The sequence below is a fragment of the Candidatus Thorarchaeota archaeon genome (genome assembly GCA_021498125.1).
GTDB lineage: Archaea > Asgardarchaeota > Thorarchaeia > Thorarchaeales > Thorarchaeaceae > B65-G9.
Map to the genome: position 1 here is coordinate 933,914 of JAIZWL010000001.1, position 22,892 is coordinate 956,805.

Below are 22,892 nucleotides of genomic sequence, written 5' to 3' on the forward strand. Positions count from 1 at the left end.
CTACTATATTCAGGCTACAGATGTCTACAGAGGCAAGGAACGATGCAGATCGATATGATGACTTTACTAATAGGAAACTTCTCTCTCACATTGAGAGTGCTCCCTATTGTCATCTTTTTGGCCACTGGCTTCCGTTCAATACTATTGCTCTCTGGCTTGAAACGCTCCCTGAGAACATGGACACGTAATAGAGGTCTCTCGCTGTTCACCATCTTGACCGCCCCTGGAATGATGGTCACGATCGGTATTCGCTATATGATCTCGACGCTACTTGGTGTTGACCTAGATGGAGTTGGCGTTGATACGACATTTGGCGAATTCACACCTTATATTGTCACACGAAGGACCCCACGAGTGTTTGTTGTTGTTCTCTCTCTCTTCTTGACCATGCTTCTCTCGGTATACATCGGTCTGCTCTTTCTCATACTTCCCGCGCTCTATCCAGTAGATCTTCTACTGGCAATTTTTTGTTGGTATATGGCGATTGCCATTCTGAGCAATAGTGCGATTCGCGGGGGCGATATGGTCCTCTTTAGTTCATCACTGCGCCAGAGTCCTCGGTCCGGAGTGGCCGAGCTTGTGATCTTTGTCACGATAGTCTGTGTGATTTACTTTCGAGTAGTGGGGGTGCTAATTTGAACTCCAAAATAATTGATTTAGAAATGATCGGGATCCGTTGCTTACAGAGCCACCCCACACACCACACCCCAACTATCGTCCTTTCTCTTTCCCTTGGAGTCGGCTCGGATCCCGGTCCATCCCATATTCAAAGAGGTGTTGATCTTGCATAAGGCACGATTTATTATTATTACTGTTGTATTTATCATGCTGTCACTATCGACATTGACGACACAGCCTCAAGTCATGTCTGATGTCGCTCGATCATCAGTAGTTGAGAATATCTCTCCTCTTAAACAGCCAGGATCTTTTGCATCTGATTCTCCTACTCGGTCAACATCTCAGGGTTATTTAATAATTGATTTTCCTGCTGCAAATATCTCCTCACATGCTCTTGATTGGTCCACGCTCTTGAATGAGTCGGGACTCGTTAGTCGTGTGGTGTCTGTTTCTCAGGTACTTGCTACTCCCGCTATCGTCAGGAATGCATCTGCTATTATCCTTGACGCGAGTGTTGGGTCAGGAAATGGGACCGTAGTGACCAAGGATTTGATTGATCTCTTGGTCCGAGAGGATAGACCACTCATTATTACTGGGCGGGCTGCATGGATTAGTCATCGTTTCCGGGGTTCCGGGTCGCCTCTACAGACAGCCCCTGCAAGTGCCCATCTTCATACCGCGTCAGGATTTGAGAGTGCAGTCTTTCTCACATCTCCCATCCCCCTGACGATTCCCAGTCTTCTCACCACCGAGACCGGGATCTTCTTACCGCGAGAAGCCACACAGACCGAGACCTCCCGGCTCATTAATCTCACTGCTGCGGACGACTCTTCTGAGATTTCTCCCCTTCGTTATGACTCGTACCCTTTGGATATGTTTCTCTTCGCTCCCGAAGACCCGACCGCACTCACTGATGATGGTAAGGGTCTGATGCTCAATATTATTGCATACTCTACCTCACTTCGCGAGTCGGCCACAACTCATGCAATTGCTTTACACCAGGACCAGACGGGGTCTCCGACCAATGGTGGCTTCTTCTATCCACACGAGCCAACTCTCAAGGCAGCCTATTATGCAGTGCACTCGGTCCACGATCTACTCAACACATCGGCATGGGTCTTGTGGCGTGATGGTCATCAGACATTGATTGGTGACCTGCTCAATTCCACAGTAGTGGATCTTGGTACAGCGATCGGCTTCAAGAATGCGGCGAGCTCCTCATCAGATACTATTGTGAACACAGCACAGGGCCTCTGGCTGATCTCCGTCATGGACCTCTCTTCCTTCTTTAACACGAGCAAGGTCGTGGCCTACCTTTCGTCGCGTCAAGATACCGATGGCGGATTTGATTCCGATATCGTGGTCACTCATGTCGTGACAGAGGCACTTGCCTCAGTGGGGCAATTGAACACGATCGACAAGTCCTCTCTCGAATCATGGCTTCGTGCGTGTGTGATTGACGGCTCAGACACATCGGACACCACCTTGTGGGGTGGGATCGCTCGCTATCCATCAAGTACCAGCCCTACTAACTCATACTCTCGTGCATATGTCCTGAGTCTTGAGATCTTGGGAACAACACATAATGACCCACAGAAGCTGACCAATTGGATTCTACAATATACAGCAAATGGCGACGGTTCTTATAGCAATACGCTCAGTTCGGGAGTGGATGTCTCGATCGGTACTGGTGCAGCTCTCACTACCATGCAAATTCTTGGAACGTTGAGTCCGCAGAATCGAACTACTGGTCTCTCCTGGCTGGCAGATAATCAGGTGCCGAGTGGCGGGTTTGGATTCGGCTATGTCGATGATGATCTGGTGGGAAAGACACTGGACACCTCATACGTGTCTTATTGCCTCTCCCGACTTGGCGAGTCCTCAGGTCAGATCGCAACAGGAATTATTGAATATATTAATAACATTGAGACCCCACTTGGGTTTGAGCGAATGGATCCTGTTCCTTCACTCATGTGGACGAACTGGTTGATGCAAGAGGCACGTTACTCTCACTCTTCAAATTATGTGGTCTATCAGGATGCAGGGTCGTTTCTGTCCCTGCTCGATGGCTGGAAGCAGTATCCTTCCTTTTCCAACATGTCGTTCCTGATCCCTCTGGAATATGGACCGACACAGTATCGACTTCAGAGCGTCTGGACTCATTATCTTGGGCTTGGGCTCTCCTCAGCTGCCGACCATGTCTTGACGACTGCGGAGATTGACGAGACCACGACTTTTATTGTCAACTCACAGGACTCCAGTGGTCATTTTAGGCCGACCATGTTCATGGGCACTCCGTCAATGCAACATAGCACTGTGGCAGTTGAGACCCTCTATCAACTTGGAAAGCTCGATCAAATCAAGTACAGGTCAGCACTTGAGACCGCAATTCTCTCGGCGTATGACGGTGGGACGTGGTCAACTGCTGGTTGGGATCTGCGTCCGTTCAACAAGCTCCCCTCTGCTATTGACTGGCTGAGCACTCGTGCAGCACTTCGACTGGGTATTCTAAACAATAGTCTCGCGAGTGAGATCGCTGCAACAATTCAGGCACGAATTCAGTATCAGGATCTTCTTGCTCTCTCATTTGATGCGGCTACCCTGTCCCTCTTGGAAGCGAATGGGTTCAATACTTCTACGGACCTTATTGATGCAGAGCAGGTGCTGGCAGCCCTTGGTCCTCATCCGTTCTCCTCAGGCTGGTTGAACACGACCATTCTCTGGCAGCCTCTCTATTCAGCAAGTGTCCTACGAATGGTCTCAATACTTGGGCTTCGACCTAGAATATTCGAGGGGCATTCATGTTCACTCAGTGTATCGAGTGCCGTGGCGACAGAGCTTGGGAGTACCCTCTCAGTAGATGTGTCAGTCACTTCAGGTACTGCTGATCATTCCATTGCGGTCTACTCATTTGGTTCATGGACGCTCTACAGTGGTCTGTCAGATAACGACACGCTCACAGTTCCTGTTCCGCGAGATGCTGATGCTCTTGGGGTGAATGCTCTCTACTTCATCTCCTCTGACTATGGTTCTATTCGTGCAGCACAGCGCCTGATCATTGAAGTGGATGGTCATATGAATGGCACTCTGGACGTTGATGATCATGATGTTCGAATTGGTGAACCCATTACTGGTGTCGTCGATTGGCAATTGACAACGGGGATGCCAGCAGGCCTGACAAATGTCACAGTTCGTCTTGAAGGTCCCCCCACGTATCACGAGTGGCAATATCAAAGCGAGTCCCCCTTCAATCTCTCTATACCCACCGATGGCCTTGATTCTGGCCAACACAATCTCACGATCACGCTCTCACGAGCCTATTGTCCGAATCTGATCCTGCATGATGTGGTCCAACTATATGCACCAGTCTCCACCTATATTGACACGGTCACTGCGCTTGAGACAAATATTAGCAACCCTGTCTTGATCGATTGGACGCTACGGTACTCAGAGAATGACACTGCAATCTCTGGGAAGCCGGTCACGTTGAAGATCGTCGATAGCAATGGTGCTGTGGTATATACTGCTACTGAGAATGACGGCCAGTTTGAATGGACTCCCACAGTGCGAGGGAGTTATTCGTTCAATTTGACCTTTGACGGGGAAAAGGCTCTTGTCCCATCAAATCGTACTGGCACTATTGACGTATATGAGATCACCATCATAGACATGTTGACGCCCTCCCAGTACGATCAGTATAGCAATGCCACACTCTCGATCGCTCTTCATAACGATGCAGGTGGTCCACTGGCAAATCAGAGTGTGACCCTTGTTCTCAAATCACCCTCTTCTGTCACGGTCACGCAGACAACAGTGATCACTGATTCATCCGGTCATGCTTCGATAACCGTCCATCTCTCAGAGAATGGTTGGTACACTCTGACTGCAACATTCAACTCCGCCGACCATCTCCGATCAGCTACAAACTCCTCCCAGTTTCTCTCCTTCTCCTCCACTACACTCGCGCTAGGAGGGATCTCCTCCGATGGTCATGTTGGCACAGACAACAGCTATTTCGTATCTCTCACCGATTCCGCAAACTCTCCCGTTGCTGGTGTTTCTGTCACCGTGACCATCACCTATCTCCCCTCAACAACTGTGGCGACCTATCACCTGACCACGAACTCCAGTGGAATTGCGACCTTCTCGTGGACTGCGACCTCCGCGGGCTCGTACATGATCCATGCGGAATTTGCAGGCACGGTCTCATACGGTGCCTCTGACGCCTCGCAGACGACTGACATGTGGATCCCTGTCACTCTCACCATTATCGTCAATAATGATCCCGAGGTCAATGTGACTGGTTGGATCTCTATCACAGCCGAGGATCATCTCGGCGATGCAATATCCGGACTTGATGTATCACTCATAGTGACCGCTCCAAGTTCTCTTGTCACGCTTCAGTCAAGTGGTACTACCGGAACAGATGGTGTCTGGACATGTTCATGGACTCCCACTGAGAGAGGGCTCAACAATGTGACAGTGAGCAGTGATCGACAGAACTGGTATGAGGCCGCGCTTACTATTCGCATGATCGATGTCTATGAAACCCCTGATCTCTCTATCAGTCTCCCCGATGATCCCGTTGCTCCTACAACTGCATTACTTCTGATTCACGTTGTAGATGGTCACTCTAATGCGGTCGCGTCCTGTGCAGTTCACACAACGATCACCCTAGATGGTGTTACCATTCTTGATGTCACAAATACCACTGATGCCTCAGGTCAGGTGGTCCTTGAGTTCCACGTGAATGAGCCGGGTGTTCTTAGAATCACAACCACTTTTCCGAAACAGGGCTGGTTTCTCTCCACATCGGATTCTTTGACCACTACCGTTGCAGGTGTGACCACCCTCTCTCTCACTACACCCGGCCAGCCCGTGTCTCAGGGGACGGCAATCGGGATACTTGTCTCTCTCACCGATTGGGCTGGTACTCCTCTGAGCGGCGCTCAAATCCTCTACACGATCTCTTGGGCTAATGGTACAATACTGCATTCTGAGAATAAGACAACAGGTGCTGATGGTACCTGTCTTCTTGCGTATCCCATGAACTTTGTCGGTGATTTTCTCATCAACGCATCATACTTGGGTTCGAATCACAATGCTCCCTCTTCCAAGTACAACCCGCAGAGAGTATATGTGATTCCCGATGTCATATCGCAATTTGATCCAGTCTGCTATCTAAACGAGACCGCAGAGATCCTTGTTGGTGTGCGAGATGCAATGGGCCTATTGATATCAGGCAGAACCCTGCAAATTTCCATTCAACAGGATGGTAGTACGGTCTTTGATACCCAGGTGACCTCACAGGCAACTCTAGTGAATGTGACATGGCATCCAGAAAAACGCGGGCTGGTGACTATTCGGATGCTTCATGTTGGAGACCTTCACTATTACACGAATGAGACCTCTTCTACTTCTTCAGTGATGGAAGTTGTCAGTGGAGTCTTGGATCTGTCCAGTTCAAAGGTCGAGTTTGAGGGAAGGGTGAACATGACCTACACGCTCTCTTCATCAAACTCTTCTGGCGTCACAATATTATTCCAAGTCTTAGGAGTCGATCTGGTTCCCATATGGAATACAACAGCTCTGACTAATGGTTCCGGCACTGCGGTTGTTGAGTATAATGCTGTGGATGCAACTGGCCTCCTGACTCTTCGGGTAGGCCCTGTTGAGGACCAATACATGCTTGGTGGCGATGTTCAGGCACAGATGACTGTCATGACTGACGCGCAGACCACTACTACGCTTACCCCCGACCCGCCCTGTGCTGGTGAGGCGATCAACATCACGGTCATGGTCGTTGATGAACTGGGAGTGCCTATTGATGGTCTGTCTCTTGTCATTACTGCTCGTGATCCATACGGTGAACTCATCAAACTTGGTTCGTGGTCATACTCGGTGACAGTTCAGACCGTTAATGGCCTTGCGATTGTACCACTGGTCACCACTGTTCCAGGTCTTCATACCATCGAGGTCCAGTCCTCGGGTTCGACTTGGGTTCATGCCTTCGATAACTCCTCTCAGCACATTGTCTTTTCACGGACTGTGATCGATGTTGTGTCTGCTACGAACGACCTTGAGGTAGGTCAGAGTTTTCTTGGCATGGCTCTTCTCAAAAATCACAACGGTGCCGGAATGAGCGGCCGGGATGTGCTACTGGTTCTTGATGGGCCAGGAAGTACGGTCATAGGTCCAATCACGCTCACAACAAACGCAACAGGCTATGTGGAGTGGAATGTCACACTGGACCAGGAAGGAGTGTGGCAGGCAACTCTGACTTTTGAGGGTCTTGGTGTCTATCTGGCCAGTAGCTCCACCGTTTCAATCGACGTTCGTTTTCATGTCATGCTCTCTGCTGAGGTGATCTCCTCTGACTCTCCAGTTGCCGGGCGAGTTCCTGTTGCGTTCTCTCTTAGATTGGCCGATGCTGGAGACACAGTCCTCGAAGGGTTTACCATCTTCTATTCGATCTATCACGAATCCGTTGGTCTAATAATTCAGGAGAGCGTGATTCAAGAGAGCGAATTGCCAGTCAATGTGAGTGTTCTCTTACCCTTAGGCGGTCACTATTCTATTCTCATTGAATTTGAAGGGACTTCTCATTATTTCCCTGCTTCTATCGCTCTTGCCACATTTGTCTATGGAACTACTCAGGTAGAGTTCTCTTGTCCCGCAATTATTGAGATCTCACAATCGGCCGCTATCAATGTGTCCGTCGTCAATGAAGTCAATGCATTATTGCCTCTCTCAGCGGTTGATATGTCCATCACATTGCATAATGAAAATGGCAATATCTCCCTTGATGACCGCTCAGTCGTGAACGGCACCCGTCTGAGTATTGATCTACAGGGTCTCTCCGTGGGCCGATATAATCTTACGATCATCATTCCTGCAACAAATGAGTATATTGGTTATACGGGTCATTGCCTGTTCAATGTCACAGCACAGACACATTTTGTGAATCTTACTCAAGACTTGTCTGGAATAATCGGTATCGAACATTCACTGACTTTTGTTCTTCAAGATTCTTTGGAAACGAACTTAACAGGTATTTCAGTGATGGCCTATGTCTATGATCCGAATGGCAAGGAAATTCTTGGGGGGATCTTTCATAGTGGTTCTGATATCTCCCTTACTGACACGGGCGCTACTATCTCTTGGCTTCCTGCAATTGTTGGCGTCTATACTCTTCATCTGTTCTACACCGGCAATGGCTATCTGCTGTCCGCATCGTTCGAAGTAACGGTTCTCACAAGAAAGGCTTCTACACTTCATGTTGATTTGCCGGATACCGTTCCATATGGTGACGACATTCTCATGATCGCTACGCTTCGAGACTCCTCTGGGCCTTTGCGAAATGTCCCCGTTGAATGCCACCTCTTTCTGCGTGATACACAGGTCCTATCGTTGAACTCTACTACCGATTGGACTGGTATTGCTAAATTCGGTATTGTCGATCTCTTGGCCGGTAATTATACTGTGATTATTTTTTATCAGGGGTCTAGTACTCATGTTCCTGTGCAGGACCGTTCAGTAATAGCAATCACCCCCAATCTTGCTCTCCACCTTCTTGGAGCCACAGATACATATGAGGGCGCAAACGTTACTGCGAATGTTTCTATTCGTGTATTTGGTGTGGATTCCTCATGGATCGGTTCAATTGAGATCTCTATTGCCAGCCCCTCTGGCCGTATTGTGTCGCGTACTAGTCATACAATAGCTCCCACGGATACTGTTGTAGTGAAATTTATTGCACCCGATGTGGGGCAGTATATGCTTCGTTTTATGGTGAAGGGACTACCTGTCGTTGGCCAAACAAATAGCACACTACAAGTTGGGATATCTGCTGCTCCCTCTCAGATCATGCTCGACTCCAGTGCCAGCTCACTTGCACTAGGGTTGCCAATACTTGCTGTGATTGGGTTGCTTGTACGAAAGAAAATTGCACGTGCAATTGATCTCTTACCGACCGAATGGCGATACAGTAGTGAGTGACTCTATCTAGAATACTATTATGTTAAAGATAGCGAGTCGATTAATAGTATATCACAGTCCAACCGCGTCCATAAATAATATTGATGTTGCTGTCCTTTGATCCGGCTCTACATTTGTTAAGATTGTCTATATTGATAGCTTTGCCGCAATAGCATTGAAACATCTTTATTCCATGAGCCATCTGGTAGTAAGAGTCTCTGCAATAATGTGCTCTGATAGGAGCGATATGTAATTACACGTGCCGTTCTCAAGGTCAAGCCCTCATTTAATGTTATATCAGGGAACTGATGAAGAAAGAAGTGTAATTCATCTACTGGTATCTTTGCAATGATGATTGCCCGTCCGCCATCTTTTTTGGTCATTCCTAGAGCAGTTGGGGTATGTTTCAAGATCCCTCTTGTCAATGAGTATACCTTTTCAGGGGGCCCTGTAATATCAAACACTATCGAAGCTAACTGCCACAACATGCATCTATACACAATTCCGATTACGTTTCTTTTGTGGAGATCATTTAGTATTTCTTCAAGCCGTTCTTTAGTAATCCCTACTACATGTTGAAAATTGTCAAGTTCTGTCAGAAATTGAAAGAAGTTTGATGCAGTCATATCGATTACTTTTGCTTCTTCTCTGGTCAAATTACTGATTGATCGTTCATTCCACCCTCCAAATTCTCGACGCAGCTGTGATAGCGAACTACTTTCATGGAGTGATTTTTCTATTCGTGCATGTCTAATAGCCCACTTGCCACTTTTAGTTCGGAACAAGTTCTTGTTGACTCTCTTTGCATTCCATTCTATTTCTACAATATTCCCTATTGCCCTATTAACAGTCTCAACTATTGACGGAGGTACCAACATGTATTGGATATGCCGAAGATTTCTGACATTTCCTTCAACAGTAGCGGACCACGCCATATGATTGTGGGGCCATCGATATGCTGGGCTCAATGATACTATTGCTGTCAGTCCTATTGCCTGGGGATTAATTGTGGTCTTTAGACTGAACCCCTTGTATAATAGGGCAAGTCTATCTCTTCGGAGGGCTCTAGACGTTCTAGCGTCAGCACTGGAAATTGGTGGTGCTACTCTGACTCTCTCGCGTCGACCTTGATTTCGCATGTATTTGAATGCGTACTCTCGATAGTCCGGAATATACTGTTCGGTCTTATCAAGAATCAGCAGTTCTATTTTGTTACGTAGTGAATGGTCGCGAGTCAGGTACGAAAATGTTGAGATGAGCTGTTCAGCATCTTGCAATATTTTCACATATGGCGGTGGTGGTTTGTTTTCAAGTAGACATTTTAGATGCATGATCCCTAGACTTCGAAACCATTGAGCACTTGCCAATTCGTAAAAGAATTTTACAGGGTCCTTTTCTAGTACTTTTCCTCTCAGGATCCATGCGAGGAATGCCATTAGTTCTACCCTTGTTTCCTCGGGGAATGATTTTGGTACGAGTTGATCAAGTGTATCTCGCATATTTTCTCGAATCTCAATATTGTCAATATTTGCTCCACGTAATAGCATACCCAGTTCTTTCCAGCTTGGGGGCGAACTGTCAAGGATTTTCGCGAGGTTATGATATTCTTGTTGCGGGTTTGTCTCTAGTAATCTTTGCCAATACTGTAGTGCGCTCTCCCAGTCTTCCTTCAGCATTATTACTGGGATCTCATAAGGCTCGATTTTGTGGGACTCGTGAATACGAGCCTGTTTATCAAGAATTGTCAGCCAGTACCCATGGGAGTCTTTTATTTTCTGAACTGCATATGCCCCCATCAGGGTTCTATCGACCATGCGTCTGGCCCACCCATCAGTACTCGGTGGATACATCGTATCAGGTTTATTGCTCTGTTTAACATATGGTTTCCATTCTATAAATTCGGGTTTCAGGTAAACATGAACTGGTTCATCTAGAGGAATTCTCTGTGATTCCCCTCCATGGACTGGAACTATCTTTTCTTTCATAAGGTAGTACGTGTCTTCTGATAGTTCCCGAGTCTTCTGTAGTATAGGTCCTTTTAATGACCATCGAATTTCATCAACAACCGGAAGCCCCTTGATATACACTGTCGTTAAAATTGATGAAATTCCCGAATGCATCCTTTCTCGCTTCAGAGAAGGGGTCAATACTATATCAAAATGTTGATTCGTAACATGATGAGAAGGTGGAAAAAAAAATTGGCAAACCACTGAAGGCTCTGAATAAATCAGTGGTCACCATTAGTTTGGCTATCACCAGATACTGGTAGATTCGGTTCAGATCACCACGGAGTGTCTGGCTCAGGTCGGCCTGGCATCTGAGATCGAACCTCCTGTAGTGGATTAGTAGGACAGATTCTCCATTGTACCGAATTGGAATCATGGTCTTGGTTTCTGGAGATGACTTTGTCACTGTGCATATTAGTTCACGAATATTGATACGGCACATAGTATCATCTTCGTCCCCAAAATTTTCTATCACACTTGGCCCGAGTATATCAAAAAATAGCTTCATTTCCGATGAGTTTCTAATACAAAAAAAATCGTTCTTTATTAGGAGTACGTCTAGTATTTATCAGGAATTAAAAATTATTAGTGGCATAGGTGCAATAAACACCTATGCTGATTATAGACTAGAAATTGGCATTATGTACCATAAAGTAGCTCTTAGGGTGATCACATGCAGGGCATCTCTCAGGTGGTTGTTCCCCAACATGGATATACCCACAGTTTTGACAGCGCCACTTGATCTTGTTTTTGCGCTTGAAGACACGATCTTGTTCAACATTATCTGCGAGAATCGTATATCTTTCGTTGTGCCATTTTTCGGCGACAGAAATTGAACGGAAGATGACCGCTATCTTCTTGAACCCTTCTTCTTCTGCGATCTTTGCGAATTCGGGATACATCTCCTCATACTCGTAGCGTTCGCCCTCGGCGGCGGCTCGGAGATTTTCGAGAGTGGATCCCATAGGACCAGTTGGAAACGCTGCTGTGATCTCGACTTCTGGACTGGCGTTGCCCTCTCGTAAGAGTTTGAAGAATCTCTCTGCGTGTTCTTTTTCTTGGGCTGCGGTCTCCTCAAATACTTTTGATATCTGAACATAACCTTCCTTCTTGGCAATACTTGCCCAGTACGTATAGCGGTTTCTTGCTTGGCTCTCACCTGCAAATGATGCTAGCAGGTTTTTTTCAGTCTTGGTTCCTTTGAGTTCCATCATTAGACCTCCTTATTTAATGCGTTTAGCATTCATGGTCCTCAGTCTTAAGCTTTCGTCTAGACCAGTCTAACTATTTACCACGAGCAGAACCGCGCATCTTCTGAGCTGGCTCATCGAGCAGCCTGCAAGAATCGATACTCAAGGATGGTATGGCCTCTTGTGAAGTGCCATACCATTTCAGGCTGAGTATATTTTATTTTAGGTGTTCTGCAATTGTCTTGGCGAGTGTCTTCACTTCTTTGATCTCGTCCTCATTTAGACGGCCACGAACACGAACGACAGGCTCGAGGATCTCGAACCCCATCTCTCCAATCCATTTCTGGAGCTTTTTGACACCGCCGCCGCCCCATCCAAAGGTTCCAAAGAGGGCAATTGGTCGCTTGATGAATCTCTTACATTGCATCTCATTGATGAAGTGCCAGACCTTGGGGAAGGGATAGGCATCATAGGTGGGTGTGCCAAGAACAATCACTCCTGCTCGTACAGCATCTGTGAGCACTCTGCTGGTCTCGGAGTACGAAACATTGTGGACGATCGTTTCCACGCCAAGAGCCTCCAGTTCTTTCTTGAGGAGCATGGCCGTGCGTTTAGTGAAGCCGTACATGGTCCCATAGATGATGATCGCATATTTTGCAAGTTCTGGCGACGACCACTCGGCATATTTCTGAACGATCCACATCGGGTCTTTTCTGTATATTGGGCCGTGACTGGGGGCGATCATCTTGATTCCAATGCCCAAGTCCTTGACCTTCTGGATTCCGCGCTGCACGAACTTGAAGTAACTCGTAATGATAGTTGACACGTATCGCTGGCTTTCAGACTCTATGAGTCTCATATCGATCTCGTCGTCGAAGAGTTTGCCGTTGAGCGCACCATAGGATCCAAATGCATCACACGGGAAGAGGATCTGGTCCTCTACAAGGTATGTCATCATGGTCTCGGGCCAGTGCAAGAACTGTGCATGCACGAATTTTAGCGTCTTCGATCCAAGTGACAGCTCTTCGAGGTCATCGACGATCTTCTCTTTTAGTGGTACATCATAGAACGATTTCTGAATGGCTGATGCCTTCTGTGTATAGACAAGAGTTGCATTCTTTGCTATCTTTGCAAGATGTGGGAGCGCCCCTGTATGATCGGGTTCCATGTGATTCAATATGATGTAGTCTAATTTCTCCGGCTCGACGACTTCTCGAATATTGTCAAGTAGTTCATCGGTCCACGGTTCTTTTGTTCCCTCGATCAGGGCTATCTTTTCATCAACTATCAGGTAGCTGTTGTAGCTCACGCCAAAAGGCAAGGCCCATTGGCCCTCAAAAAATTCAGTGTGGTGGTCATCGACCCCAACATAGTATACGCCATCTGCTAATTCTCTGTGCATTTGTCATACTCCCTGTTTTTATGGTCTTAATTATACTCCCTGTGTTATAAGCACTATTCTGTGACCACAGGACTCATTGTGGTTTCGTATTGTATGTCCTGTGGCCATCGAGTATACCAATCGGGCGAGTCTAGAGGTCTAATATCTCGTCGTACGTTTCGGGTCTACGATCCCTAAAGAACGGCCAATAGTTCTTGACCTCTCTCGTCAAGTCTAGATCAACATCTGCCACTACCAGTTCATCGCCCTTGTCTGAGCCTTGTACCACTATCTCTCCCTTTGGATTGACGATGTAGGAGGAACCATAGAAATATCCAATGCCCCAAGGCTCATCTCCAACTCGATTGATCGCCGCAACAAAATATCCATTGGCTACCGCATGTGCTGACTGCTCAAGGGTCCAGAGATGGTCTGAATGCCCACGAGTAGTTGCTGATGGGTTGAACACGATCTCTGCACCGTTGAGACCTAATATTCTTGCGCCCTCTGGAAAGTGTCTGTCATAGCAGGTATAGATTCCTACAAGTCCGTATGCGGTTTCAAAGACCGGGTATCCAAGGTTGCCGGGTCTAAAGTAGAATTTTTCCCAGTAGCCAGGGGGCTGATGTGGAATGTGGCTCTTGCGGTACATCCCCACAAGCTCGCCATCTGCGTCAATGATCACGGTGGTATTGTAATAGAATCCGGGAGCCTCTTCCTCAAAGATGGGAAGGATGATGACCATCTTGTGTTTCGCGGCCAATTCTGAGAAACGTTCAGTGATTGGTCCGGGGATCTCTTCAGCGAACTTGAACCAGCGTCTGTTCTGCTCGGCTGCAAAATACGGTCCAAAGAATAGCTCCTGAAAACAGATCATCTGTACCCCTTTGGCAGCAGCCTCTTCCACGAAGCGTTCATGTTTTGCAAGCATTGCCTCAATACCGTTCTCTATGTCTTCTTCTGTTTCGACATTGTCTTCCCATTTTGCCTGAACAAGTCCGATCCTTACATTACGCATCTAATACACCTTCTAATTGCCTGTCGTAACCGACAGATGTTGAAGATATAGCTTTGGGCATGGCATCAGTCACATCTATTAACTAGCAGCTACCACTCTATTTGATGTGATGAACTGATGAATTCTCTCTACGGTAAAGATCTGATCACAACGCAAGAGTGGAGTGTTGAAGAACTCGAACGGGCACTTGATCTGGCCTTTGAGTTCAAAGAACATCGATTTGATCATCCACTACGGAATTGTCTGGACAGACGGACCTTCTTCATGTTCTTTTATAATCCCAGTGTGCGTACACGGCAATCTTTTGAGGCAGCCGCAACAGAACTTGGTGGCCATGCTCAGTTCTTGGAACCAAAATCAATGAGGCTCAAATCAGCCAAGACCGCTGGTGAGACCGTTCAAGATGCGGCTAATGTCATGAGTCGGTATGCCGTTGGAATTGGTATTAGAATTCTTGAGACCGCTATCGAAGAGTACGGTCAGGGTGATGCTCTTCTGAGAGAGTATGCAAAATATGCCAGTGTTCCGATTGTCAGTATGGCACATGATAGATTCCATCCCTGTCAAGGACTTGCCGATGTAATGGGGATGAGGATGCATGCAGGCAAGGATCTCAAGGGAAAGAAGCTGCTGCAGGTCTGGGGTAAGGGAGGACTTGTCCGTTCTTGGAGTTCTGTTCAGGAGAGTATCCTGATTAACACGAGGCTCGGGATGGATGTCACACTTGCCTATCCTGAGGGTTATGATCTTGACCCAGAGGTCATTCAGTGGGCAGAGGACAATGCCACTGTTGCAGGTGGCAATTTCGAGATCGTTCATGACCTTGAAGAAGCATATGATGGTGCAGACTTTGTCTACTCGCGCAATTGGATGACCTCCGGATTCTATCCCTACGCCAAGAAGCATGGAGTCGATAAGGCAAAGCAGAAGGAGATTGAGATGGCCATGAAGCATGATGATTGGATCACAACAAAGGAATGGATGGCAAAGACCAATGATGCCTACTTTATCCACTGTGGTCCTGTTGACCGTGGTTCTGAGGTCACAGATGAGGTCTGCGATGGACCAAGATCAATTGTCTATGACATTGCTGAGAATAGACTTCATGTGCAGAAGGCAATTATGGCACTGACCATGGCGAAAATCTAAGTCGGATAATTCGTGTTACAGTACTGTGCAGATACCACATTTGTCGTTCCAGAGCTGTAACAGTGGTTCTGCACATCCCCTCCTCTTTTTCGTGAAGTTTCATAGGTCATCTGGCAATAAGCATGATCAAACTCTCGACCGATAACAATTATTTGCAAATTACTTTTTCAGTATCACTAGTCGTTCTGATGCAGCACGCGCATCTTTGTTTCCCGTAGCCGGATTTACTTGATATCTGAACATACGGCGAGCAACGATTGTATCAATCAGTGTTGCTTCATGGGTCCAGCCGATCTGAGAGAAGTGTTCTATCAATATTTTATCGATTGGCACCTGTCGCCCTCGCAAGCTTGCGCGTCCCACAAAGATGCACATCATACGTTTCACTTGGGATTCCAGTCGCTCAAGCGTGCCAAGTACAGCATGAAAGTAAGTGTCATAGATCTTACGCATATGGTCCTCATGAATTCCCTCTCGAAATGCCTCGAAGGTTGGCGAGTATATTGTAATGGGATCTACTCGTCTATAGGGCACTTCCAGTCGAGAAAGACGACTGATCTCTTTCTCCGAGTATCCTAACCAAAAGAGATCCATTTTTGCGTATCGAATATATTCTTGAGATTGGAGGTATGGTGGCGACGTGATAAGTAGATCCACCTCATTATCAAGGCGTTCGTGAAGTGTGTCTACTCCTGCCCGAATCTTTGCTCTCACCTGACGAGATGTTGAGAGGTCTGCATTCTCTCTCAACCTACGCATCATTGTATTAATCTCTTTTTCAAGCATGATGTAGAACTTTCTTTTCCAATCAGATTCGAGAAGGATGGATATTCTCATACGTGATTGTGGTGAACTTGAAAGCTTCATTCGTCCCCTATCATCAAATGAATACTGCCTGCTGACCTTGAGCAGTGGGATTGTGAGAAGAAGTTGTTCGTATTCGGATTCAATTGCATAATAACCCCCCCATGCTCGCATCAGCAGAGGGCGAAATTCACTTGGAAACCAATAGTCAAACTTGGACCAGTCCGGAACAAATGTCTTAGTCGATCGTTTCAGATGTGTTATGATGTCTGATACATTGATTTCTCTTGGCCTCAATTGCATTATTCTGTGAACGAAGTCAAGAATCGGGTTCAAGTCCCAGAGTTCGTAATCGTATCCATAGATTCGTGCGACAGCGCCTACTGTTCCATAACCTGCAAACGGATCAAAGACTGTGTCACCATTATTGGCATATCTGTCTAGAATGTAAGCGACAACGTGAGGTATGAATTTTGCCGGATATCTGTAGAGTGCAAAAATACCGTACGTGGTTGATGGCAAGTCTACTGATTGACGGAACGAGATTCTATGTTCTCTATTAGACTGCACATCGCTTCGATCCATTTTGTGGCCTCACAGCTACTTTGTATATCTCTATGCTATCATTGTTATGTGTTGTTGGAGAGGTATATGGAGTGAGGCCCTATCAAAAATCCGCTGTATGATTGCGATTGGCTTCCCCATATTCTACTGCTTCGATCATAGAGATGTTTTAATTCGTTATTTTATTGGTCTGCGGTATATCCAATGTTGTCTTCGCGAGGGTCGTTCTGCGGATGGGCCTGAGACCCTGTCTCCTTTTACCATGCGCCCTCTGTTTCGTCAAAGGCATTCATAAGGAATAACATGACCACTCCAAAGATGATCAGCGTGACGAAAAAGCCAATGACGAAGGTTATTCCTGAGAGCTGGTTCCAGTAGAAGAAGTTACCATAGATGCTATTCCATGAGATACCCCCGGTGAGGATCCCTATTCCGATTAGTATGAACGGTGCGAGGAAGAACATCGATATGGCCCCTATGATCCATGCTATTCGTTTCAGCCATACCCTCTGTTTACTCCGTTTTTGAGGTGCTTCTGTTGATTGTTCTTGTAACACAACACCGGAATCGCTCTTCATCATTGTCATCTCCATGATTCGGATTGGTGCAGCTATCTTTCTTGTTGCAAGAAAGATCAGAAGACTCGTTCTCTTATTCTGTACGTATCTTCGTATCGCATCCAGCGAGATAGTACTCTCTCTTGAAAGTAACCGTTTCAGCATTAGATATGTGCTCAGGCTCAATAGAGAGGCCCACATCACTGTATCAGGTTGACTGAGCAAAATAAGCGTATTGTAACTGACACCAAAGATCCTGATAGCCACCAATATGCTTGCAACCCTGATGACATTGAGAGATATGCCCTTTCTCGTGTGAACATAGTATGTGCCAACGATCATCAAAAAGAGCGGAAATGATATTGCATCTATGATGAACCAGATCGGCCATAGATTTATGCTTAGCATTAAGCGGACCACCGGGTTGAACTCGTATTCATGACCATGTGTCTGAAAGAGGATCATGGTACTAAGTGCATCAATGATCCCGATCGGTGAGAGAATGAATACCAGCCCTTTGATTCCTCTATCGCTCCACCATAATGTGAATAGGTCTCTTGTCCGCACGGTACTTCGTTCTGGCTCTTGATAGACTCCGCACATTGTTATCAGTCTTCAATTTAAAATGGTCGAGCGTTAGGGTTTCTATCCTCCTGACTTTTGTCTACTCACCATTTTTATCGCAAGTATCTGTGTAGCTATATTAGTAGAAATTCCCTAATATGGCTAATGATTGACGAGCGTGCTATTCTGTGCAGGCGGTATTTTTTACGTCCGCTTGATTTATGCAGTCGTATGGATGACCGCTGTACTGAGGTCTCTTCTGTGCCGTCATTTGTCGGACACGTGAGAGTCACTCTATTGCCTCGACTATCCCCTTGCAAATTAGTGTGCTAGGAGAAAGAACTTGATGGCAGATTTGGAGGGAAAAAAAGAATTAGGAGGCAAGAGCAGAGAAGACTCTGCTAATGCCTTTTACTTGATCTATTACTCTGTTAACCACATGTCGTAGAAGTATGCACCATGCATTGGGTTGGCGGCATATTGCCCACCGTTGACCGATGCACTGTATACTAACAATGTGGTTGCCTGATACACCCAGATGTATGCAGCGTGATCCACGATTGCCTCCTGGATCTCCTTGTAGAGCTGCTTGCGCTGAGTAGCATCTTGGCTCTGTGCTGCCTGAGTGATCTTTGCATCAATGGAAGCTGCATCCCAACCAGTTGAGTCAGCAAGGCGTGACCAGTGGCCGTAGGTGCCAGTGCTCTTGACGTACGGACCGACATAGTTGTCAGGGTCTGCGTAGTCTGGAGCCCAACCGATCATCCAACAGCCGACTTGACCTGCAATTGCTGCATGGATGTAGTCAGACCATTCCAGTGGCTGAGTGTTGATTGTGAGAGTGTGACCTGGCTGGGTCGTTCCGCTGAGAGCAAGCATCTTGTTGATACCGTCCTTCAGCAGGAGCATTGCGTTCTCACGAACAGTGTTACCACTGTTGTAGTAGAGGTTGATGGTCCATGATGCATTCTCAAGAATTGTGTTAAGGCCATCATCAGCCATTGCCTTGTTCCAGTACTCCTGAGCCTTGGTCAGGCTGTAGTTATACTGATAGAGGCTATCATCGTGACCGAACATTCCGATTGGAATGGGGCCCTGACCCTGAACACCAAAACCGTTGGTGATCTTGTCAATGAACGTCTGATAGTTGAAGGCGTGACTGAATGCCTTTCGCACGTTCTTCAATGCGAACATGTTCTTTATGGTCTTACCACTGGCCTTGTCATCGACTGTCGGGCTCATGGTAAAGTGGATTGATGCAATTGTGTAGCTTGGATACTTTGCCCAGACATGCAATGTCTCCGGAGTCAAGCTCTGAACAGTTCCATCATTCGCATCGAATGCTGGAGCTGATACGTTGTTGTAGACACTGAATGCGTGGGTTGTTGGCCAATATGTGGCCTGCGATTCGCCTGCCTTGATGTTCATGATACGGCTGTTGACATCATCGTTTGTCTTGATGATGACGCGGTCAATAGCGCCAGCGTATGCGAACCTGCTCTTGGCATCGGCTTCACGCCAGTAGTGTGGATTCCTAACGAGTGTGATTGCTTCATCCTTCTTCCAGGAATCGAGCATATACGGACCAGTACCACAGGTCTTTACATCAAGCACATCATTGTGCTCGCCAATAGTGATGCCACCGTTCTTCTCAATGAAGGTGGGGCTGATCATTGCTGCAACTTCGTATGTGATAGCTGCAAGGAATGGTGTGTATGGATAGGCCAAACGGATTCTGACAGTGTAATCATCAAGGACGATGATTGCGCCAGTACCTGCATCATTCTGTGCCTTCCATGCAGTGTAGTTGCCTATATGTGATGCGGAGCCGGGACCGTCTCCAAAGACAGCATCTTCAATGGCCTGACCGCCAAGGATTGGCTCTGCAACCATCCATGCCGGACCACCAGGATCAAAGACAGCAAGGATGCGCTCAAAGTTGTACTTCACACAAGAGGCATTGAATGGGGTTCCATCTTGGAATGTAACGCCTTGTCTCAGTGTGAATGTATAGTTCAGACCATCTGCTGATACCGTTAGACCAGAAGCAAGCAACGGTACCGTGGGCTCGGTGCTCAGACTATCCCACTCATAGGTATATAGCGTTTCATAGACGTTGTACGCGATCCATGAGCCAAATGACTCATAGTTGACATGGGGGTCCATATAGTCGGGGTTACCAATGGTTTCCCAGACCAATGTCTGCCCATGTGGGGCTGGCGGTGTCATAAGAAGATATCCGCCTGCTGCCGCTACTATGACGACAACGACTACAACCGCTATTAGCTGGTTCTTTTCCATTTTTTCTCCTTCCTTTGTCGGGATGGAACCGAAATACGTTAAGATTCAGACTCCTCAGAATCATTTTCTCAACATAATTCGGTATTTCCGCTAATCGCGACTTGATATGGGTAGAGATAAACACGTTCTAATATAACTTGTGTTTAACAAAGACGGCTATTTGATTTCTCCACTTAGATTTTTGAGGTTCTGCTCACGCAGACACATGTTATTCGATGATTCCACCTAGTGATCTTTGAAGTTGTTTTATTGTTCTTTTACGTTTGGTAACGTTGACCCAAATCCTTAAGTATTTCACAGCGAGCGCTACTGTCGCTTTATCAACGATGCCGTAGTAGTACAAATTTCGGAATCTGTGGTGGTCAGATGCGATTACGTGACTTTATATTAAGACGCCTTATATTGGCCATTCCTGTAATCTTCGGTGTACTGACAATTACATGGTTTCTTTCACATGTGGTTGGTAATCCTGAGGTTATGTATATCAATGAAAATACTCCAGCCAGTGCTGTTGATGCTATTATCAAAGCACACGGGCTTGATCAACCTGCTTATGTTCAATATTTTATTTATCTCTCCAACCTTTTCAAGGGCGATTGGGGAATTAGCACTTCCGCGAGTTTTACTCCTGTCACACAAGTGATTGCGGATAAATTCCCAGCAACAATTGAACTCTCGATTGTTGCGATGATTTTTGCAATCGTCTTGGGAATTCCACTTGGGATAATTTCTGCGACAAGGAAAAACCAGCCGATTGACCATTTCACACGAGTGTTCTCGCTTGCTGGCGTTTCGATGCCCATTTTTTGGTTTGCATTGATGCTCAAGTATGTGCTATACTATCAGCTTGCGATAATGGGGATGTGGCATTTTCCAAGTGGCTACAGGTATAATGACAAGGTATTCTGGCAATTCAATTATACTACCAGGTTCTTGCTCATTGACTCGTTACTAATAGACCACAATTTCCCCTTGTTCGTTGATGCATTATTCCATTTGGCCTTACCTGGATTTTGTCTTGGATATATGACTATGGCAATTATTACTCGAATGATGCGTTCTAGCATGTTGGAAGTACTCAAAGAAGACTATATCACACTGGCCCGGTCAAAGGGACTGAGCGAAAAAGTGGTCATTTACAGACACGCATTACGTAATGCGCTCATTCCTACAGTGACGGTTATTGGTCTGGCCTTTGGAGGACTCATCACTGGTGCAGTGCTCACAGAGACGATCTTTCAATGGCCCGGGCTCGGTCGCTGGGCGGTACATGCTATTCTCAGTGCAGATATGGCTGCGATCAACGGGTTCACGCTGATTGTTGCAATAATATTTGTCACTGCTAATCTCATTGTAGACCTTGTCTACGGGACGTTAGATCCACGAATTCGCTTTGGATAGGGAGGTGCCACGATAAATGACATTAGACGATGCACGTGCTGCAATTGAAGAAATTGAACTTGATGAGGACCAAAAGCAACAGTTCGCCATTCTCAAACACATCGAGATGATCGTTGCATTCCTCGCAATTGGGACTGGTGTGGTAATCGTACTTGGTGGGATTGGCTACAACATTCTCCGATTCGTTGGTCTGATCCCAGCTGATATCCCGGCTGCCATGGCTCTGACCAATCTGCTCTTCTTGGGAATGCTCATCTTTGGAATGGGCTATGGGGCATTCAAGATCTGGGGCGCCTTGAGGAACTATGAGATGTGGGCCTATTCTGGTCTTCTCTATCTCAATCTCTTGATTGCTTTGCTGTACTTACTGACCTTTACCACACTGGGTCTTATTCTCTCAGTGTTCACTCTAGTTCCAGTTCTTCTGCTATTCATGCCCTACATTCGACGTTACTGGTACCCGACCTTCCGTGAGGATCTGACTCCCCGATTGAAGGAGATTCGTTATAGTCTCTATCTCATTCGGAAGAGCCCCCTTGTTGTTACTGGGATTGTCATTATGGTCGTGTTCATACTGCTGGCCATCTTCGCACCTTTCTTGGCACCGTATGGGCCTGAGCAGCGAATTTGGGATGATGTTAATCTTCCACCCGGTTCTCCAAGCAATGTTCCTGGTAACCCTGTCCACTTCTGGGGAACTGATAATTCCGGTGGTGACACCTACAGCCGAATCCTCTACGGTGCACAGATTGATCTCCGTGTGTCTATAACTGTAGTACTCGTCGCCGTGACTGTGGGAACTATACTTGGTGCCGTTTCTGGCTACTATGGTGGTAAAATCGACGAGCTGATGATGCGCATCACCGATGTGTTCTTTGCATTTCCCGGACTGATTCTTGCAATGGCAATCGTCATGGCACTCGGGTCGCGGAGCCTAGATAATATCTCTCTATCCCTGATGGTGACGTGGTGGCCCGCATATGCCCGATTGGTCCGAGGGCAGGTCTTGGCCGAGCGTGAGAAACTCTATGTTGAGGCCGCACGATCGGTTGGTGCTAGTGATGGGCGGATTCTCTTGAATCACATAATTCCCAACACTATCCAGCCACTCATCGTTCAGGCAACCATGGACACTGGTGCCGTCCTCTTGGTTGCAGCAGGTCTTTCCTTTATTGGCTTTGGACCGCCTGCTGGTGTTGCAGAATGGGGCCTCATGATCGCCAAAGGTCAAGATGTCTTTGGAATCAATCCATGGGCTATGTTCTTCCCGGGAATGGCGATTCTCTTTGTATCACTGGCTCTGAACTTGGTTGGTGATGGAATCCGTGATATTATGGATCCCAAACTGAGGAGGAGATAGAT

At 46.7% G+C, this 22,892-nt stretch carries 12 protein-coding genes; 5 read left to right on the top strand and 7 right to left on the bottom strand.

Going from position 1 to position 22,892, the window contains the following annotated elements:
• The first annotated feature begins 42 nt into the window (after positions 1-42).
• Together K9W43_04605 and K9W43_04610 are read left to right on the top strand one after the other, a co-directional pair.
• Positions 43-639 carry a hypothetical protein gene (locus K9W43_04605; GenBank protein MCF2136504.1) on the top strand — a complete coding sequence of 199 codons (597 nt, stop codon included), beginning with the start codon at positions 43-45 and terminating at the stop codon, positions 637-639.
• Between the two features lie 144 nt (positions 640-783).
• Positions 784-8,616 (top strand): hypothetical protein, encoded by a 7,833-nt coding sequence (locus K9W43_04610; protein MCF2136505.1) that lies wholly within the window; start codon positions 784-786, stop codon positions 8,614-8,616.
• A 116-nt stretch (positions 8,617-8,732) separates the two neighbouring features.
• Here K9W43_04610 and K9W43_04615 read toward each other — a convergent pair whose 3' ends face one another.
• The 4 genes from K9W43_04615 to K9W43_04630 form a co-directional block, all read right to left on the bottom strand.
• A complete protein-coding gene (locus K9W43_04615) occupies positions 8,733-10,715 on the bottom strand; it encodes a hypothetical protein (protein MCF2136506.1) in 1,983 nt (660 codons plus the stop codon).
• 512 nt (positions 10,716-11,227) lie between these two features.
• On the bottom strand, positions 11,228-11,815 hold the full coding sequence (locus K9W43_04620) for a rubrerythrin family protein (GenBank protein ID MCF2136507.1): 588 nt from the start codon (positions 11,813-11,815) through the stop codon (positions 11,228-11,230).
• Between the two features lie 193 nt (positions 11,816-12,008).
• Entirely contained in the window at positions 12,009-13,193 is a 1,185-nt protein-coding gene (locus K9W43_04625; protein ID MCF2136508.1) for an FprA family A-type flavoprotein, read from the bottom strand.
• Between the two features lie 130 nt (positions 13,194-13,323).
• On the bottom strand, positions 13,324-14,190 hold the full coding sequence (locus K9W43_04630; protein ID MCF2136509.1) for an acyltransferase: 867 nt from the start codon (positions 14,188-14,190) through the stop codon (positions 13,324-13,326).
• Positions 14,191-14,307: 117 nt separating this feature from the next.
• Between K9W43_04630 and K9W43_04635 the strand changes: the two genes are divergently transcribed.
• Positions 14,308-15,339, top strand: coding sequence for an ornithine carbamoyltransferase (locus tag K9W43_04635; protein MCF2136510.1), 1,032 nt, complete (start codon positions 14,308-14,310; stop codon positions 15,337-15,339).
• Positions 15,340-15,498: 159 nt separating this feature from the next.
• Here the strand turns inward: K9W43_04635 and K9W43_04640 are convergent, their stop codons facing one another.
• From K9W43_04640 to K9W43_04650, 3 genes are all read right to left on the bottom strand, one after another.
• Positions 15,499-16,728: a site-specific DNA-methyltransferase gene (locus K9W43_04640; protein MCF2136511.1), complete on the bottom strand. Its 1,230-nt coding sequence runs from the start codon at positions 16,726-16,728 to the stop codon at positions 15,499-15,501.
• 236 nt (positions 16,729-16,964) lie between these two features.
• The gene (locus tag K9W43_04645) at positions 16,965-17,867 is read right to left on the bottom strand and encodes a DUF5658 family protein (GenBank protein MCF2136512.1); all 903 of its coding nucleotides are present in this window, start codon (positions 17,865-17,867) and stop codon (positions 16,965-16,967) included.
• Between the two features lie 384 nt (positions 17,868-18,251).
• Complete coding sequence (locus K9W43_04650) at positions 18,252-20,129, bottom strand: ABC transporter substrate-binding protein (protein MCF2136513.1); 1,878 nt, start codon at positions 20,127-20,129, stop codon at positions 18,252-18,254.
• 366 nt (positions 20,130-20,495) lie between these two features.
• Here K9W43_04650 and K9W43_04655 point away from each other — a divergent pair, with 366 nt between their 5' ends.
• Together K9W43_04655 and K9W43_04660 are read left to right on the top strand one after the other, a co-directional pair.
• Positions 20,496-21,530 carry an ABC transporter permease gene (locus tag K9W43_04655; GenBank protein MCF2136514.1) on the top strand — a complete coding sequence of 345 codons (1,035 nt, stop codon included), beginning with the start codon at positions 20,496-20,498 and terminating at the stop codon, positions 21,528-21,530.
• Positions 21,531-21,546: 16 nt separating this feature from the next.
• Positions 21,547-22,890 carry an ABC transporter permease gene (locus tag K9W43_04660; protein ID MCF2136515.1) on the top strand — a complete coding sequence of 448 codons (1,344 nt, stop codon included), beginning with the start codon at positions 21,547-21,549 and terminating at the stop codon, positions 22,888-22,890.
• Positions 22,891-22,892: the final 2 nt, after the last annotated feature.

Bases quoted from the DNA above. Each gene is read 5' to 3' on its own strand.
- K9W43_04635 (MCF2136510.1), top strand. From the start codon at position 14,308: ATGAATTCTCTCTACGGTAAAGATCTGATCACAACGCAAGAGTGGAGT.
- K9W43_04630 (MCF2136509.1), bottom strand. From the start codon at position 14,190: ATGCGTAATGTAAGGATCGGACTTGTTCAGGCAAAATGGGAAGACAAT.
- K9W43_04650 (MCF2136513.1), bottom strand. From the start codon at position 20,129: ATGGAAAAGAACCAGCTAATAGCGGTTGTAGTCGTTGTCGTCATAGTA.
- K9W43_04620 (MCF2136507.1), bottom strand. From the start codon at position 11,815: ATGATGGAACTCAAAGGAACCAAGACTGAAAAAAACCTGCTAGCATCA.
- K9W43_04640 (MCF2136511.1), bottom strand. From the start codon at position 16,728: ATGGATCGAAGCGATGTGCAGTCTAATAGAGAACATAGAATCTCGTTC.
- K9W43_04605 (MCF2136504.1), top strand. From the start codon at position 43: ATGCAGATCGATATGATGACTTTACTAATAGGAAACTTCTCTCTCACA.
- K9W43_04655 (MCF2136514.1), top strand. From the start codon at position 20,496: ATGCGATTACGTGACTTTATATTAAGACGCCTTATATTGGCCATTCCT.
- K9W43_04625 (MCF2136508.1), bottom strand. From the start codon at position 13,193: ATGCACAGAGAATTAGCAGATGGCGTATACTATGTTGGGGTCGATGAC.
- K9W43_04660 (MCF2136515.1), top strand. From the start codon at position 21,547: ATGACATTAGACGATGCACGTGCTGCAATTGAAGAAATTGAACTTGAT.
- K9W43_04645 (MCF2136512.1), bottom strand. From the start codon at position 17,867: ATGTGCGGAGTCTATCAAGAGCCAGAACGAAGTACCGTGCGGACAAGA.
- K9W43_04615 (MCF2136506.1), bottom strand. From the start codon at position 10,715: ATGCATTCGGGAATTTCATCAATTTTAACGACAGTGTATATCAAGGGG.